Source organism: Nocardiopsis sp. CNR-923 (assembly GCF_001942255.1).
In the GTDB taxonomy this organism is placed as follows: Bacteria; Actinomycetota; Actinomycetes; order Streptosporangiales; family Streptosporangiaceae; genus Nocardiopsis.
The window spans coordinates 1-16,309 of record NZ_MKKC01000125.1 but is presented as its reverse complement, the minus strand read 5'-3'; the positions used below and the strand labels follow the sequence as shown (position 1 = coordinate 16,309).

Here is a 16,309-nt window from a genome sequence, read left to right as displayed (position 1 = left end):
GTCGGGCGAAGACTAGACCCGTTCGAGGGCATAGGGCGGGCGGCCGCCCCCGCTCGCCGGGAGCGCCGCCCGCCCCTACGTGAAGATCACTACCCACCGGGGTATAAGTCTGGACACGCGTCGGCCCACCTGAACAACCCCCTGACCTGCACTGATAACGCCGCCAGAGTGCTCCGCTCAAAGCGGCCCTCCCGCAGGCGGAGTCACAGGCGAAGTCACAGGACTCCTGACCGGCGGAGTCACAGGCAAAGTCACAGGCCCTCGTTCGGCCCCCGCCACACGCCCGCCACGGCACGCACCGGCCGACGCCGCCGGTGCGGCACGCGAACCGGACCACCTCGCCCAGCCCGCCGCGAGAACCCACCACCGCCCCGACCAACACACCTGCAGGAGACTCCTCTCCAGGGCGACCCGCAAAAAGACCACGGAAGGAACCCGAAGGAATATCGACGCCGCTCGCTTCCATTATTAGTTTCTCTTGAGCATTTAGAGGAAACAATCAGGAGATGTTCTCGCGGGCACGGTGGGGAGCGATACTGTGAGCAGGTGCGGGCGGGGCCACCTCGCGCTCGTCGCGGGCGGCCCCGCCCGCCTACGTGAAGATCACTACCCACTTGGGTATAAGTCTGGACACGCGTTGGCCCACCCGAACAACCCCTGACCTGCGAAGATGTTGTTGGAGGGGTGGGCCACAGGGGCGGCCCAGGCGTCGGCCCGCACGACGGCCCACCCGTTGGCCCTGGTTCAAATCGTGTTCACTCGGGGTTCAGCAACCCCTCCCGGGCAGGCGCGATACACACCCGAAACCATTCCAGAATTCTCCTCTTCCTGAGCCCTTTCGATAGCACACGGCCGACCTGTGACACCAGGACGAGAACGCAGAACAACCCCCGGGGTGGTGCCGACCACGAGCATGGTCGGCACCACCCCGAAGCGCACGCTCCCACCGATCAGGAGGTTATGGCCTGCCAATCGCGTACGAGGCGGGCCAGCTCAGCGAACTCGCCCACACCGCCGCCCTCGGGAACCGGAGCGGGAGCGGACACGGGTGCGGGCTCGTGAACGACGGCCAGGAGGTCGCCGTGACCAACCTCTACAGGCGCTTCGGCGCGGTCGCGGAGAAAGCGTTCCTCCGCTCGGGCAAGGTAAGGACGCACCCCGCGCACCCCGTCGTCGTCCACACACCACCCACGCCGCCCCTCATACGGGTCCCGCTGACGCGGCACCACAGCAACATCTCCACCGGCGCCGCTCCTTATGTGATCGCGCGAAGCCACCCTCGGGTTCCCACCCACCGGCAGCTTCGAGGTGGTTTCCTGGTCCGGCAGAGCACACCGAACCGGACGCGGTCGCCGGACTTGGGGCTCTGGCGTTGACGGAACGGTTCGGCTGACAGGTCCACAGAACACCACGGCCAGCACCCCTCCGAGCATCCAGCGCACGTGTTCACCCCATCCCTGGCGGCGTTTGCGGTGTCGCCCGATAGACTTCCCCACGATTTCCTCCTGCGGTATCAGGTGGGAATCACGCCCCAGGTGGGTGTTCGCAGCACCGGCCTGGGGCACCCCTTCTTCTCTTTTTCACCAGCCCCGAGAAGAGACTGGCCATTGCCCTTGCGGGATCGAGGTGAGTGTCAATGGCCCCGAAGTCGTACGCCCTCGGAACTGCGCTTCCCATCCACAAACCCACACATATGGACACAATTCACCCGTCAATGCGGCGAATGGCCATCCACCCTGGCCAGGGCTGGTCGATGGTCGCTTGGGTGGGCGGGAATCTTCAACCCTCGCCACAAAGAACAGGGTTGTTTCTACCCCAACGGCTATTTGCCGATCATCTGGTAGGAGTGCGCCCATATCGGTCGAAGGCCGCACTGACAGTTAGTTCCCCGCCGGATCCCCTGGAGAAGTCCCAGCACAGGGCCATCGCTTCGACCACGGCCAGGCCGTAACCGCACTCGGCCAGTTGGGGGCTCGCTCCCTCTGTCGGGGCATAGAAGTTCGGCGCAGGAACGGTTGGTGCGGCTCCTGGCCGCGGCCCATCGTCGGTCACGTGCAGGAGGAAGAGGAGGCGGCATCGTTCGATCTCGATCCGCACATGCCCGCCCGACAGCCCCGAAGCGCTGTGTCGCAGGGCGTTCGCGTGAAGCTCGGCCAGGGAGGCGACCAGAGGGTATGCTGCGGACGGCGTGGTCCGGGTGACCTGTGCCGCCCAGCGGCGAGCGGGGGACAGATGAGCGGTGTCGGAGCCGCACAGAAGTCCTGATTTGTTCGGGTCGTCGTAGCTGATACGCCGGGGCAACAAGACCCCTTTGCCCGGAACCGTTGGAATACGAGAAGGTGGCGACATCAGTTCTCCGCCGAGAAACAGCAGGCCAGAGCAGGTGAGACATGCGGTGTCGTGGTCATGTACTCACTGTCCGGAGAAACGCCTGACATCTCCATGACGGAGCGGGCATGGTGGTCATGACAAGCCGGTCATGGCTTGTCATGTGGTGGCGCCCGTAGGCTTCGGTGTCACCCACCCGCCCCGAAGAGCCGAGTGGAAGGCGTACCCGTGTTCTGCGGAAACTGCGGTCGAAACCGAGAGACTGGCGACTGCTCGTGCGTTCCGGCCCGGTTCTGGCGTATTCCCGAAGTGCAGCGAGCCGTGGCCGGAGAGGACGCCAACGCGCTGATCCGACTGCTGCTGAGGCACACCCTGCTGTCCCAGGACGCCATCGCGCGGATGGGTGACCTTTCGCAGACCATGGTCTCCCGCGTCCTGAAGGGGACCCGGGAACTCCGCAGGCCCGAAACGATCCGCCGTGCCTTCGAAGGCATCACTGAGGGATACGACATCCCCGCGCCTGACCTGATGTGTGTTCCTGCCGATCTCGCATTGGACTTGAACGACTCCGGTGACGAGGCAGCGGCCGTCCTGGAGCGTCTGACGCGCGCGGATACCCAAGGCGCACCCGGCCTGGAGAACGACGCCGAGTCCTCGGCGGTCAGTTCCGCCGTGCTCGCCTGGCTCGTACAGGACGGGTCCTCATCCGCTGGGGAACCTGTGCCGGACGAGGGGCCCGTGGCCGCGATCCGTGCCGCCGCCGCGGCGTTCGCTTCCTTGGACAACAGGTTCGGTGGAGACAACACGCGCACCACCGCCGTGCACTACCTCAGCGGTACGGTCGTCCCGCTGCTCCGGCAGACTCGCCCTGAAGCAGTTCAACGGCCGTTGTTCGCGGTCGCGGCGGAGTTCGTGCTCTCCGTCGCCTGGATGTCCTATGACGCCCAGCGCAACGGCGCGGCTCGACGGTATTTCGTCCAGGCCCTGGACCTCGCCGCCCACGCCGAGGATCGGCTCCTGGGCGCGAGTGTGCTGTCGGCGATGAGTCACCAGGCCAACTACCTGGGCGCGCACCGCGAGGCCCGGGACCTGGCGCGGGCCGCCCTGACCGGAGCCGGGGACCGTGCGACGGCGACCATGCGCGCGCAGTTCCTGATGATGGAGGCACGCGCCCACGCGGCCCGCCGGGACAAGACCGACTGTATTCGCGCGATGAGCGAGGCGGAGCGAGAGTTCGGTCGGCGTCGGCCTGGTCTGGATCCGGAGTGGATCGGCTACTTCGACCACTCCGAGTACTCCGACGAAGTCGCGCACTGCCACCGGGATCTGGGACACGCGCACGTGGCCCGCCGCCTGGCCGAACAGAGCCTCGCCGCGTCGACGGGGCACGACTACGCGCGCAGCCGGGTTTTCACCCGCATGGTCCTGGCCGCGGCCGTGCTCGGGCAGGGCGAGGTAGAGGAGGCGGTGCACCTGGGCACGCGGGTGATCCCTCAGGTTCAGGCGACCTCCTCCGCTCGGTGCGTCGGCTATCTGGACGACTTCGCGAAGAGGGTCCTGCCCTACCGTGACCAGCCCGAGGCGGCGCGGTTCCTCCGCCAGGCTGGTGCCGTGGTGGGAGCGGCTCAGTAGGGGTGCCAGGTCCGGGGGTGTTCGGGGTGGGCCAGGTCGGTGATGCGCTGGGCGATTTCGGCGTCGATCTCGGGGCTCTCTCCGCCCTTCTGCGCGAGCCAGGTGGTCATGCGTAGTTCCCGGATCGCCTTGTAGAGGGGATAACCGTCCCAGGTGGCCACGTCGAACCCGTAGGCGTCGCAGAAGTCGGCGTACTCGGCCTCAGTGTGCCAGCCCAGGTCCCGGTACAGGGCGGTCAGGACCAGGTCCCATTCGGGTGGCCCCCAGCAGATGCCGTCCAGGTCGAAGAGCACTACTCCGTGGTCGGTGGCGAGGACGTTGCCGATGTTGGCGTCCCCGTGGATGACGTGGCGGCCGAGCACAGGTGTGACGGCGGGAAGGCGTGTGGCCAGGTCGTGGTGGACCGCGTGGAGTTGGTCGCGCTGGGCTGTGGTGAGCCGGGGCGCGGCGTCGATGCGATCGAGGACGCGGTCGAAGGGGTCCAGCTCGGGCAGGTGGAGGGCGCGGGGTGGGGTGAGGTGGTGCAGGGTCCGCAGCAGGACCGCGAGTTCCTTGGGTACGGTCCACTCCCCGTCCACCCCCTGCCAGAAGGTGACGGCGGTGTCCTCGACCAGGAGGGGTTGGTCTCCGGGTAGGGGTGCGCTCACTGGCAGGCCCTGGTCTGCGAGCCAGCGGGCGGCGCGGACCTCCCGATCGGCTTCCTGCCACCGGGCGGTGGAGCGCTCGACCCGACCGATGACCGTGCCGCCGCCGAGGCGGAAGACGGCGCGTTCCCCGGCCCGGATCAGTTCGGGTGCCCCGGGTGAGGCGATGCCCAGGGTGTGGGCGGCGGTGTGGACGGCGCGGGTCGCGCGCTTGGCGAACTCCTCGGTGTGGACCACGCGCCCCAGACTACGCTGACGCCCCGCGCTCGCTCCGCGGCCCGGTACGGCGGGTACCGCATGTGGGTGGGTGTGGGTCATTCGGTGGTGAGCAGGGCGCTCATTCGGTGGACGCGGTCGGTCTGGGGGAAGGTGAGCCAGTCCCATTCGCCTTCCTCGGCACCGATCCATGAGGCGAGGCAGCGGCGGAAGAACTGGGAGGGTGCCCCGGTGGCGGTGCGATCCAGTCCTGGCCGGGGGCGCCGAGGGCGAGGTAGGAGCGGTGTTGGTCGTTCACCAGGTGGCGGGCTGTGTCGATCCAGTCGGTGCACGGGCGCATGGTGATGGGTGCGGGGATCTGGTCGAGGAAGGCGTGGTGGTCGCGGTCGGTGGCCACGACGTGGATGTGGGTGTGGTCGTAGCAGGCGCCGCCCTTGTCGCGGAAGTCGAGGCTGCCGTGTTCGAAGACGAGGCTGTCGAGGCCGCTGCGCGTGCGGATGAGGTCGGTGACCTGGGGGATGAGGGTGCGCAGGTCGGCGTGTTCGGCGTCGTCGAGCCAGCCCACGGACAGGGTGTGGCGTTTGGAGACGATGAGCAGGTACCAGTCGGTCAGGGCCCCGATGCACGGCATGACGACGAAGTGCTCGGTTTCATGGAGCACGTAGTCGCCGCGGGTGCGGGCCAGGCCGAGGTCGTAGAAGAGGTTGGAGTCGCCGCCGCCTTCGACTTCACAGCAGAAGGTGCAGATCTCGCGCAGGGTGTCGTCGTCCACGGGTGCCTTTCCGGGGTCAGAAGAGGGTGGGGACGCTGGTGGGTGTGTCTTCGGGGGTGGCGGGGGTGAGGCGGCGGCCGATGAGCTTGGTCAGGTCGGCGCAGTAGCGGGCCGCGTCGTGTGCGGCTCGGGGACGGTGGTGAACAGGGCGATGGGGCCGCTGGCACCGGTGATGTGAAGGTGGTGGGTGCCTTGGGTGAGGTCGGCGGGGTAGACCAGGACGGGTGCGGCCTCGAAGACGGTGGTGGCGCACGCGGGTCGCACCCAGAGTTCGGGGTCGCTGAAGACCTCGATGCCGGGCTGATCGGTCGTGAGCTTGTCCAGGTAGGAGACGACCTGGGTGGCGAGATCGGTGAGCCGGGTGGTGAGGGCCGCGGTGTCCACCGTCCCGTGGAGGCCGAGGATCTTGCGGCGAGTCGGCACCTGCTGGGGCAGGCCGAAATGTCGGGAGACGGCGGACTCCAGGGCACGGATCGTCATGCCGTCTGGGGTGCGGGCGACATAGACGGCGGCGACGGGTCCCTGCTCGGCCAGGCGGCTGCGACGGCGTGACTCGGCGGCGGTGCCGACCTTGGTCATGCCCTTGGCGAAGACGTCCAGGTAGAGCCAGTGCGGTTGCTGGAGGTAGTCCCGGATGTTCGTGGGCAGGGCGGTGGAGTCGCGGTGGGCTTGGTGGGCGGCGATGAACCCCTCCTTGTACTGGCAGCGGCGACATTGCCTCCCCCGGGTGATGATCTCGTCGGTGCGGCAGCGCACGTGCCCGCCCTCGGTGCCGGTGAGGTCGAACCAGCCGACGCAGCGGCGCTGGTCGCCGTCGATGCGGAAGGTGTGCTCGCCCAGGAGGGGGTGGAGGAGGCTGCCTTTCGAGTTGGTGGGGTCGGTGATGCGCAGGTGCGGAGTGTCGGGAGTGCTCCAGTCCAGCCCGAGGAGGGTGGCGGGTGCGGTGAGGTTCATGTCAGGCTCCGGTGCAGGATGGCCTCGATGTCGCGTAGGCAGCGGCGTCGCCGAGTGGCGACGGGGGCGCTGCGTTCGGCGTACAGGCCGTGTTCGTAGGTGCCGTTCAGGTTGTCGGTGACGATGTGCAGGTAGTCGAAGGACACGCCGGCGGTGGCGGCGGCGCGGGCCATGTGACCGATCTCGGGATCGACGATGTCGAAGTCGTCGCGGTGGTCTCGGAACCACGCGCGGGTCTCGTCCATGACGCTGGGGACGGTGACATGCCGTGTCCCGGTTCGGAGGGTCGGTGGGGCGTGGGTGAGGTCCAGTGAGCTATCCCAGGTGAGGGTGTGGTCCTCGATGCGGGTGATGGTGCCGGTGACGATGAGGGTGTTGGGCACCATGTCCGGTTGGAGTCCGCCGAGCTTGCCGACGTAGACGACGTTCGTGGTGTGACCGCGTGCGACGAGCGCGGTGACGAGGTCTCCGGCGAGGTCGCCCCAGAAGCTGAACTCACAGCCCAGGAGGAGGGCGGTGGCTGAGCCGATGCGGGCGGTGCGCCAGCCGAACCCGGGCCGATGGGTCCAGCCGGTGGTGTGGTCGTGGAAGAGGGGGTCGACGTAGCCGAGGACGGCCAGGTCGTGTGCGGGCAGGTCGTCGGGAAGCCAGTGGTCGACGAACTCCAGTCCCTGGCCGGAGGCCGGTGATTCGGTGGTGACGTCGGCGCCCAAGCCGATGAATGCGCAGGCAGAGCGGAGAAGCTGGGTGTAGTGGTGCGTGTAGTCCCGCCCGGGAGGGACCACGCAGTGCAGCACCCGGTCGGCGACGGCGAAGTAGGGACGACGCCAATTGAACCTCTTTCCCCGGCGTTTCTCCCCGCCCAGGAGGAACGACAGGGACCGGTTGGGGTAGACCCAGGCGCGGCCCGCGGAGGCGGCGAGGAGGTCGACGGGGACCTTGGGGAGTACGTAGTCAGCCAGCCGCTCTCCCATCGTGTGATCCTCGCTGGTGACGGCCGCGGGCGCAGTGACACTCACGGGGCGGTCTCCTCACGGAGTAGTGACAGCAGGCCTTCGAGGGGTGCACCGGGATCCAGGGTGTGAACCCGAGCGGGGTGTAGCCGCAGGAGCTCGTCCAGAGCCTGGCTGGTACAGGTCTGGTAGGTGGCGAAGTCCCGTTCGGACATCACGGCCTGGCCGGTGACGAACGCCCCGTGTTCGGAGGGCTTGGAGCTGCCCGACCTGCGGGTGGCGGCGAGGTCAGGAGGAGTGGACAGCCTGACCATCTGGTCCGGTTGGGGCAGGGCGGAGAACGCCCGCGCAGCTAAGGCCACCAGGTCCTCATCCCCGGAGAGCGCCATCCGAGCCTGGTGCTTGAAGTACCAGCCGTCGACGACCACCGTTCGGCCTTCGGCCAGCGTCGGTGCCACGTGTACGTGGTGGAACAGCTCGTACCAGGCGGCCAACGTGTGCAGCCAGTACCGGGAGGGGTAGTTCCACACCGGTTCGATGTGGTCGTATCCCCAGGTGAGGCTGTGCATCACGGCAAGCCGTCCGTCGGCCCATCGATCGCCGCTCGTGGGACGGTCGTCTTTGCGGAGGACAACGGCCTCGCAGGTGGTGTCGGCCAGGCGGGACAGCAGGTGGCTCTTGCCCGCGCCGTCGATCCCCTCGACCACCCAGAACTCACCCATGAGCGCTCCGCACAGTGATTCCGGCTTCGCGGAGATTGATGGCCAGGTGGGAGAGCACTCCTGAGCGGAGAAAGACCTCACGGGTTCCCGCTTCACGCAGGCGATGGATGAACGTGGTGAGCGTGGCGTGGTCCTCACGGGCGATGGACACGTCCAGCAGTGTTGGGCCGGTGGGGATGGGTTCGGTGGTGGAGGACACGATGTTTGTCTCGACGGTCGATGGGTGGTCGCCGCCGTGCCAGGTGCCGGAGTCGGGAACCGTTCCGCGAAGGTTCTGCGGGGAGAGACCGAAGCGGGCGGAGTAGTGGAGCTTAAGCCCAAAGGGATGTCCCAGATCCGAACGGACGGCGGCCAGAGCGCGGTGGTGGTGCCTGATCCATTCCGTCACGGTGGCGATCTGCCAGTCGTCGACACGCGCGGGGCGCTCGTGCAGGCCGTGGTGAGGATCATGAAACCGTGCGCATTGGGGCCCACCATCGGTGGCCGTGAGGTCGACGCGGTCACCGCGGATCTGCAGAACGAGCGGGGCCAGACGGTTGTCCAGCTCCCAGATCCCGGGGACGACCTCGGCCACGTGCAGGTTTTCGTAGGCGGCCAGCTCCACGGAGAACTGCACCTGCTCGTAGAGCTGGACCAGTGCGGACAACGTCGACGGAAGAACGTTGATCCACGTTGCTGCGGCCTCGGCCGTCACGCCGACCATGCGGGGGAGATTACGTTCCTCGGAGTCGGCTCCCGTACGTACGACGAGGGGTGTGTCCCGGCCGAAGAGCTGCCGGAGCTGCCGACTGGTCACCGATGTCGGAGACCGAAAGACCTTCACCGATATGCGGAGCAGACCGTGATTCTCCAGGATAGTGAGGCTTCCGCCTTGCTCATGCCGTTCATGAGGCCCACTCCACAGGCTCGCCCGTGATGGGGCGGACCTGGAGCACGATCACCGACGCACCGGTCCACGCCCACTCGACATCGACGTCGAACCCGAAGTGCTCGGCCAGCAGCAGGCACACCCAGCGGAGGCGACGGATGAGCATCAGGCTGGGGACGGCTCGCCCGGTCGTGTCGACGGCGAGCCGTTCACCTTCCGCACTTGCACGGATCTGCGGTACCTCGCCGGCGGTCACCGCGTCCGGCCGTCGGGCCGCCTCAACCAACACACGACGGTCGTGAGAGAACGCCACCCCGTACAGAGGCGCGTCGACCTGCTCCTGGACCAGCACGCAGGCCCCGGTGGTCCCGTTGAGGTTCTGCCCGGTGACGAAGTCTGATCGATCGCCCGCACCAGCGCTGAGGCGTCGGGCGGGCAGTTCAGGACGGTGACCGTCCGTCCGGCTTGGGCGCTGTCCGGCAGGTCCTCTCGGGCGCTGGTGCGGAGTACCACCCGCCGGGGCCGGTACAGCCGCAGCCATGTAGCCGTCGCGCTGACGGCTTCGGCAGTCCCGCGAACCAGGTCCTCAGCCTGCAAGCACAGCGCGGGAGGTACGGGAAGCCCCAGGCCCACAACCTCGCTCAGCCTCGCGGCCTTAAATCCCCAGCGTTCGGGTTCCAGCTGCTGTGTCAGCAGGTCAGCGACCATCGTGGCACCTGCCCGCAGGTAGTCCTGTCAGGGCGCGGGAGCCCTCTTCGAATCCATCCATGCGCCCACTGTGGCGAGGTTGTGGCTGCAAGCCCATGACCAACTGGTCATAGGTCTGATGACCGCGTGGTCATGCGTCCCGAGCCCACCACGAGAGCAGGTACCGGGAGGCGATCCCGACACACTGACACCTTCACCGAACCCAGCACGAAACACACTCCGCACCTTGGGCGCGGACTATCCGAAAGCTGCTCACCTGACGGAGAAGCGGAAAGCTGACCAGGACCACCAACAGTGGGCTAACGTGATGTCCACCCTGCCGACAGACAACACTCCTAACATGGAAGATCCCCCATGAGCCGTTCCCCCGAACAGCCCTGGACCATCGGCAACATCCAGTCCGCTTTCGAACGCTATTCCGAGATCGTCAACGCCAGCGATCTGGCTCCGTCAACCAAAACCACCTACCTCGTCCATGCCGACCGGTTCGTACGCTGGTTGGCCGGTGAGATCCGTATCCGAGGCGAACGGTGACCTTCAAGCGCCCCGCACCGCTAAACACGAGCATCCAGGGCTCTCTCCGCCCCACCCTCTCGGAGCGAAAGCGCCCGTGACCCACATCGTCATCACCTCCCACGCCAGCGACTGCTACCACACCGGCGAGGAATGCGCGGCCTTCCGTGCCGACCACGCTGACAGCGAGGCAGAGGGCAAAGCCGAACACCGCGCCGTGCGGATCACCGTCGCGACGCGGAAGAGTTCAACCGAGGCCGTGCACCATGTGCGGCGCGGAGGAGCGCGCGAAGGTCGAACCACCCAAGCTTCTACGCGAGCTCCTCGCCGACCTCAGCCGGATCGAGAAGCGCAGGCGGCAGGATTGGATCCGACGTGAGCGGATACGCGCCAACGGGCCCTTCGAGAAGTTCACGACCCGAGAGATCGGTGACCGGGACGGGTGGATCTGTGGGCTCTGCGACGACCCCGTCGACCCGTCCTGTAAGGCCCGTGATCCGCGCTCCCCGAGCATCGACCACATCCGAGCCGTCTCCCTCGGAGGAGCCCAGACCCGCGACAACGTCCGGATCACCCACTTGGGGTGCAATCACGAACGTAACAACAGCACCGAGTTACTCGACCTGGAAGACGCCCGGAGACAGCAGGAGGCCGTCGACAAGATCGTCGGTGTGGAACGACAGGTCACCACCGCGCAACTGGAAGCAAGACTCGAACGTTCTCGGGCACGCCACCATCCGGACCACTACCGAAAGACCCTCCAGCGATCGGTCCAGCGCCACGAACGCGGGGACCGGGACTCTTCACAGCCAACGTGAGTCCAACAAGCCAGATTTCACCTACTCGCCGCAAGGGTCACAGGCATCCTCCGTGTCGGCCACAGCCACGCAACGACAGGGATAGCGAAGCACCTGGACCCGCGGCAATTCATGGCTCGACGGCGTTACGGACGTGTTCGAGCCTCAACCGGTTCTCCTCCACCCAGTCGCAGGTGTCATCGATCGGCATACGCACCGCGATCTGCGTTGACGGCGCGTCATGCACTGTCACCTCAACTGGGTCGTCGGGCACGACCTCCAGCCAAGCGGTCCGGCCACCCGCGGGCCACTCGACCCGTTCCTCCGCCTGGAGGGCATCCAGGCAACGCTCCCAGTCCTCCAGGTCCCCGACCGACACCACCAGACTGACCCGACCATGGACGAAGCCGCTCTTCAACACGATGGAGGCGGAGAAGTACCGCGCTTCCCCTCCGATCGAAGGGTCACCGCACTCCACTTCAAGGGCAACACTCTGCCCCGGGTCCGCGAACCGGAAGAGTTCCAACGTCTGTGCTTCGTCTACCACGGCCGCCTCGTGCGTGCTTGATGGACCAGGTCACCCCGATCTTCTCGCACAGCACCCATCGCGACCTCCAATACATGCATGCCGCTTCCGAAGTCGCGCCACACCAGCCACAAGGTGCGTTCGGCCACCTATCGCGCCACCTCCGGCGACACCATGCCGGCCGGACCCAACACCACCTTCGATGTGTGCCCCGGGCTCGAGAGCAACGGTTGCCCGGTTCACGGGAGTGACGGGAGGCGATCCCGACACACCCAGCCTTCGTGTAGAAGCTCTGCATGTGGCAGACCGCAAGAGTCACCAGATGCTGGATACCTGTCGACGAGTAAGAGAGCTGATCTCTCTTCCTGCTACTGCAGGCCGATGACGCCGCTTCGCCCGGCGTGGTCGATGAAAGAGACAGCGACGGCCCCCGGCACGACATATACGTCATCGATCTCCATGAGCGCCTCCCCATCCCAGGTGAACATGACCGGAACGGTTTCCTCGAAACCCTCGAACACCGCCAGCTCGCTCTCACCCGCACCGGCGGGGATCGACTCCGCCATATGGAGCACTCCACCCTCCAAGCCAACGGTCTCCGCATCGCCCTGGAGCCCGTTGATGATCGACTCCGCGGCACCGGTGTCGTTGGCTCTGAAACGTTCTCGCACACCACCCCCGGCTTCCTCCGTCCAGTAGTCCCGTGTCCGCTCATCCCATACGCCGAAGAGGGACCCGTCCCTGTTCGACCACAGGACCCCGCCTTCGTCGAGGGTTCGCACGTTGCCCGTGGAGGGGTCGACGATCTGCCCAATCTGGCCATAGGGGTAGTAGGCGGTGACCAGGCCACTGTCGTGGAGAGCGAGTTCGCGTTCGTGCGCATCACCGGGGAACGTCCCTGCCGATTCCTCCGTGCGCCATAGTTCGTCACCCGTCGACGGGTCGAACCCAGCGAACCCGGAGACGAACTCCTGGCCCTCGGTCATCTCAACAGGGGCCTCGCCCTCGGGTTGCTCATAACAGGTGAAGGCCGCTACCAGGACCTCGTCCGTCATCACGGTCCGATCCACGGAGCCGACACCGTCGCAGCCCGCGACGTTCGGGACCGACCAGGCGTCCTCGTCGCTTCCCAGACGATGGGCGAGAAGCGCCTCGTCGTCCTCCACCGTGACCCAGTACTCGTCCGTGACATTACCCAGCCACCCCCGAACGACCCCGGACACACTGTCCCCACTCTCCACTGGTAGTCCCTGACCGGCTCTCCCGTGGACAGGTCGAGTACGACCATCCTCGGAGGTGCCTCCTCATCCTCGGAGTCCAGGATCTGGAGCACGAAGTATCGGCCCTGACCCGCCACCGCGCCGAAGACCTCATTTCCCGGAACCCGGTGCTCCCACATCACACCGCCGCTCTCCCCTGAGAGACCGACGACCCCGTCGTCCACAAGGGCTGCCACCCCACCTGGCACGGGGAAGAGACCGTCTAGCTCGGCAACTCCCTCGGGGGCCTCCCACGTCCACGCACTCGCATTCACCGACGCCGGCGGGTCAAGGTCTCGCACCGGTTCGCGGTCCTCGGAGGAGCCTCCGGCCTCCCCGGGCCCCTCGCCCAACGAGCAGGACGTGAGAAGGAAGGCTGCCACCATGGCAATGGCTATCGCGCGCCTCATGAAGGGATTCCCTCTCCGAGTCGTGATGTGTACGTCTGAATATTAGCGGATCGAAACATCGTCCCACTTCGAGCCATTGTTTCCGAAGGCACTCAGGAAGTTGTACACGGCATTCGCCGTGGATCCCTCGTCGTCCACCCAGTCGAGTTCGTCCACACGGTCGAACTCCGTCGCCAGGACACCAGCGGATGTCTCTACGTCCCACTCCTCGTGTTCGACGGGCACGTAAAGATCTCCGTTCTCGTCCTCCCGGGCGATCCCAGCCTCCTCCAGGCTGCCATCAACTCGGGGTCCCCATGGGCGAGGGCAGCGATCGCGAAGCCCTGCATCCGCTCGTTGGTGGCCCACTCTCCCGGGGTGGCGACGTTCTGGCTCGCCTCGTGTATGGGAATCGCCAGGGCTTCCTTCGCCGCGAACTTCGCGATCTCGACCACAACGCCCGGCGCTCCGACATCACCGGCGGCACTACCGAGCACGTCGACGACGGAGTTGCTCACGCCAGTTTGGTAGGTGGCAGCGTCTCCGTGCTGTTGGCCCCGCGTGGCACTCTCGTTTGCCAGAGCCTCCTCCACGAGCCCTTGGAGACTTCCGGCGAGAACCGTGGGGATGTGGTCCCTGTCTCCAGTGTTTGACGCGTATTCCGCCATGGTCTCACCCGTGTTGAGGAGGACCTCTTCGTAGATGCGCGCGGCTGCGTCAGGGTCAGCCACGATGAGCTGGGTAAAAGCCAGGCGGCTCTCGGGAGAGAGTTCCACGGTCCCAAGGTCCGGGTTCCAGCGTGTCTCGAACTCGCCCTCTTCTCCCAAGCCGTCGGTCTCGGCGAACTCATCCATGTAGGCGAGGAAGATGTCACCGAAGCCGTCAGCGAGCTCGCCGTTCAGGTGTCCTGCGGAGACATCGAGCCATTCGAGCCCGTCCTCATCCTCGACAGCATGGTCCGTACCGAAGAGGCTGTCCCTGAAGTCCTCGTTCTCGAGCATCCCCATCAGACTCGCGAGGGCAGTTCCCCGAAGCTCGTCCGTCACCTCGATGAGGTCTCGTCCGCTACTTCTGGCGATCCAGTCGGTGATACCGCTGACTGTGGCGCCGTCGTCGTCCCAGTCATACGAGTAGAAGGTGGTGAGGGCCGATTCCGGTGTGAGGTCCGCATGGTTCTCGTGATGCTGGTAGGTGTTTCCGTCGAAGTCCTCGCCCGTCAGAATGACGTAGTTGGCCTCTTCGTTCCTCGACGCAACATCGATGATGTCCTGGAAAATTTCACCAGTGGGCTCACCGCCGTACAACTGGGTGTACATCAGGTTGGTTGCACTTGTTCCCAGGAGGGTGGTCGAGAACTCCGTTCCTCCCTGCACCCCCGGCCCCGAACTGCCAAGGAAGTCGCTGAGTGTAGCGAACTCGCTGCCCCAGGCTCGGTAGGTATCGACGTAGGCGTCGACGTCATCGCCGGTTTCAACACTGGTGATCTCGGGGAACTCGGGACCGTTTGCCGCTTCCTGGACGTCAGTTGGAAGCCTGTCGACGCCGCCTCCGATGTTGTCGTCCGACAGGACGAGCATGGAGTTCGCCAGATTCCGTTTGATTTCTTCACGGAGAGAGTCACTGAGATGCTCGCTGGCATTCAACTGGTCCATGAAGTTGAGGAACCCGGGGTCGCTGCCTCGGACATTGCTGAGGTCGCCGAACAGTGTCTCCAGGAACTCGACCTCCCCGTCCAGCAACTCGTCCCCGTTCTGTTGTGCGGTCAACGCGCGCCCGACGACGTTGGCGATCAGAGCGAGGTACTCCGGGTTGTCCTCAAGTGCTTCGATGCTACCACCGTACCCGTGCAAAACTGCGTTTTCGATGTGGATCGCGATGGTTTCGGCTTGGTTCTCGTCCACATGGAAATAGCTCAGGTCCTCGGTGGTGTAGAACCCGATCAGACCATGCTCTCCCAGATGGCCACCGTCCGCGAGGGCGCGGATGTTTTCTGGAGTCGGGCCGTCGCGCAGCATCTCCTCGGACTCGTCGCAACGTGTCTCCAGTGTTCGCCAGGCCTCCCGGGCGTCAGTATTATGCGAATCGACGATCTGGTTATAGATGATGAGATTATCGGGCTCGCTGGAATTGGCTAGGGCCGTAGCGAGGTTCTCCTTGATCTCCTCGATCTTGTTCTCGTACCACTGTACGTCCGTACTGATCTTATCAAGAACCCCATAGGCGTGGGTGCACGCCATCATTGAACTGCTCCAGTGGAAATGGTTCTCCCCTGCGGCGCTTCTCAGTCCTTCGCCTATAAGATCCGAGAACTGAAAACCCACTGGTTGGGTGATGGTGTTGTACGACCCAGCCCGGCCGCTGATCACAGCGTGGAGTTCTTCGAATGTGGACATAGCCGATGCGACTGTTCCGCGGTCGATATCACATTCGGTGTAGCTGAGGGCAGACAAAATATATCTCCGGACCGGGGTTGTGGAAGGAAGAAAATTAGAAGAGCTGCGGACCGTTGATCGGAATGGAGTACTCCTCTGCCGACTCCAAGTCGGTCACGGCTGCTTCGTAGGCGCCGTTCTGGATGTTGTCCGCGAGAGCTCTCGCGTGTTCCTTGACTTCCGCCATGTGGTATTCATGGTCGGCCCCGAAGGCAACCCAGCCCGTGATGCCTGGGGCTGGGCCCACCGCGCTCTTTGCGGCCTGAACCGCCTCATCGAAGTCGGTCGGCAGGTCCCTGAGACGAGCCGCTGCCTCGGCCGAGGCCGATCCTCCCGCGTAGGCATCATCCGGGTTCACACCTACGGATTCACCTGACACGAGTCCACCTGCTTTCCTGCTGTCACCTGCACGTTCAGTCTGGAGAACCGGAAGAATCACTCACATTCATCCGATTGTCGACACTAAAGATATCCAGTCTGAGGGGAAGGTCGTGACAAGGGGCCTGACTGTGACGATGCCTTGAACACCGCGACCCGCCAAACCCACGACCTGGCCAGGGAACTCACTGAGGTGATCCCAGCGAGTTCTATGTCAG

General features: G+C 65.6%; 16 protein-coding genes. 3 read left to right on the top strand and 13 right to left on the bottom strand.

The features are described from left to right. Positions 1-1,833: 1,833 nt before the first annotated feature. Positions 1,834-2,349 (bottom strand): ATP-binding protein, encoded by a 516-nt coding sequence (locus BJF83_RS22430; RefSeq protein WP_075927875.1) that lies wholly within the window; start codon positions 2,347-2,349, stop codon positions 1,834-1,836. Between the two features lie 300 nt (positions 2,350-2,649). Here BJF83_RS22430 and BJF83_RS22425 point away from each other — a divergent pair, with 300 nt between their 5' ends. After that, positions 2,650-3,960 carry a hypothetical protein gene (locus BJF83_RS22425; RefSeq protein WP_262391776.1) on the top strand — a complete coding sequence of 437 codons (1,311 nt, stop codon included), beginning with the start codon at positions 2,650-2,652 and terminating at the stop codon, positions 3,958-3,960. On the opposite strand, the gene BJF83_RS22420 is transcribed toward BJF83_RS22425, so the two are convergent. From BJF83_RS22420 to BJF83_RS29895, 7 genes are all read right to left on the bottom strand, one after another. After that, a complete protein-coding gene (locus BJF83_RS22420) occupies positions 3,954-4,841 on the bottom strand; it encodes a phosphotransferase enzyme family protein (protein WP_075927873.1) in 888 nt (295 codons plus the stop codon). The genes BJF83_RS22425 and BJF83_RS22420 overlap by 7 nt on opposite strands. 100 nt (positions 4,842-4,941) lie before the next feature. Then, a complete protein-coding gene (locus BJF83_RS22415; protein ID WP_262391775.1) occupies positions 4,942-5,592 on the bottom strand; it encodes an HIT domain protein in 651 nt (216 codons plus the stop codon). Positions 5,593-5,682: 90 nt separating this feature from the next. Then, positions 5,683-6,546, bottom strand: a complete 864-nt coding sequence (locus BJF83_RS22410) for a DUF2797 domain-containing protein (RefSeq protein ID WP_262391774.1) — start codon at positions 6,544-6,546, stop codon at positions 5,683-5,685. Beyond that, positions 6,543-7,565 carry a hypothetical protein gene (locus BJF83_RS22405; protein WP_075927872.1) on the bottom strand — a complete coding sequence of 341 codons (1,023 nt, stop codon included), beginning with the start codon at positions 7,563-7,565 and terminating at the stop codon, positions 6,543-6,545. The genes BJF83_RS22410 and BJF83_RS22405 overlap by 4 nt, the downstream gene beginning before the upstream one ends. After that, positions 7,562-8,221: an AAA family ATPase gene (locus tag BJF83_RS22400; protein WP_075927871.1), complete on the bottom strand. Its 660-nt coding sequence runs from the start codon at positions 8,219-8,221 to the stop codon at positions 7,562-7,564. The genes BJF83_RS22405 and BJF83_RS22400 overlap by 4 nt, the downstream gene beginning before the upstream one ends. After that, the gene (locus BJF83_RS22395) at positions 8,214-9,017 is read right to left on the bottom strand and encodes a hypothetical protein (RefSeq protein WP_262391773.1); all 804 of its coding nucleotides are present in this window, start codon (positions 9,015-9,017) and stop codon (positions 8,214-8,216) included. Before BJF83_RS22395 ends, BJF83_RS22400 begins: the two co-directional genes overlap by 8 nt. Positions 9,018-9,105: 88 nt before the next feature. After that, positions 9,106-9,441 carry a hypothetical protein gene (locus BJF83_RS29895; RefSeq protein WP_262391772.1) on the bottom strand — a complete coding sequence of 112 codons (336 nt, stop codon included), beginning with the start codon at positions 9,439-9,441 and terminating at the stop codon, positions 9,106-9,108. A gap of 710 nt (positions 9,442-10,151) precedes the next feature. Between BJF83_RS29895 and BJF83_RS22385 the strand changes: the two genes are divergently transcribed. Further along, entirely contained in the window at positions 10,152-10,331 is a 180-nt protein-coding gene (locus tag BJF83_RS22385; protein ID WP_075927869.1) for a hypothetical protein, read from the top strand. Between the two features lie 245 nt (positions 10,332-10,576). Then, positions 10,577-11,128 (top strand): HNH endonuclease, encoded by a 552-nt coding sequence (locus BJF83_RS22380; protein ID WP_143832038.1) that lies wholly within the window; start codon positions 10,577-10,579, stop codon positions 11,126-11,128. 109 nt (positions 11,129-11,237) lie between these two features. Here BJF83_RS22380 and BJF83_RS22375 read toward each other — a convergent pair whose 3' ends face one another. From BJF83_RS22375 to BJF83_RS22355, 5 genes are all read right to left on the bottom strand, one after another. Continuing rightward, positions 11,238-11,633 (bottom strand): DUF5959 family protein, encoded by a 396-nt coding sequence (locus BJF83_RS22375; RefSeq protein ID WP_262391771.1) that lies wholly within the window; start codon positions 11,631-11,633, stop codon positions 11,238-11,240. Between the two features lie 368 nt (positions 11,634-12,001). Continuing rightward, positions 12,002-12,856: a hypothetical protein gene (locus BJF83_RS22370; RefSeq protein ID WP_262391770.1), complete on the bottom strand. Its 855-nt coding sequence runs from the start codon at positions 12,854-12,856 to the stop codon at positions 12,002-12,004. Positions 12,857-13,344: 488 nt separating this feature from the next. Then, positions 13,345-13,527 carry a hypothetical protein gene (locus tag BJF83_RS22365; RefSeq protein ID WP_075927866.1) on the bottom strand — a complete coding sequence of 61 codons (183 nt, stop codon included), beginning with the start codon at positions 13,525-13,527 and terminating at the stop codon, positions 13,345-13,347. After that, on the bottom strand, positions 13,497-15,674 hold the full coding sequence (locus BJF83_RS22360; protein ID WP_158070435.1) for a hypothetical protein: 2,178 nt from the start codon (positions 15,672-15,674) through the stop codon (positions 13,497-13,499). The genes BJF83_RS22365 and BJF83_RS22360 overlap by 31 nt, the downstream gene beginning before the upstream one ends. A gap of 94 nt (positions 15,675-15,768) precedes the next feature. Continuing rightward, positions 15,769-16,092 (bottom strand): hypothetical protein, encoded by a 324-nt coding sequence (locus BJF83_RS22355; RefSeq protein ID WP_262391769.1) that lies wholly within the window; start codon positions 16,090-16,092, stop codon positions 15,769-15,771. Between the last annotated feature and the right edge of the window lie 217 nt (positions 16,093-16,309).

Bases quoted from the DNA above. Each gene is read 5' to 3' on its own strand.
- BJF83_RS22430 (WP_075927875.1), bottom strand. From the start codon at position 2,349: ATGTCGCCACCTTCTCGTATTCCAACGGTTCCGGGCAAAGGGGTCTTG.
- BJF83_RS22410 (WP_262391774.1), bottom strand. From the start codon at position 6,546: ATGAACCTCACCGCACCCGCCACCCTCCTCGGGCTGGACTGGAGCACT.
- BJF83_RS22400 (WP_075927871.1), bottom strand. From the start codon at position 8,221: ATGGGTGAGTTCTGGGTGGTCGAGGGGATCGACGGCGCGGGCAAGAGC.
- BJF83_RS22385 (WP_075927869.1), top strand. From the start codon at position 10,152: ATGAGCCGTTCCCCCGAACAGCCCTGGACCATCGGCAACATCCAGTCC.
- BJF83_RS22380 (WP_143832038.1), top strand. From the start codon at position 10,577: ATGTGCGGCGCGGAGGAGCGCGCGAAGGTCGAACCACCCAAGCTTCTA.
- BJF83_RS22360 (WP_158070435.1), bottom strand. From the start codon at position 15,674: ATGTCCACATTCGAAGAACTCCACGCTGTGATCAGCGGCCGGGCTGGG.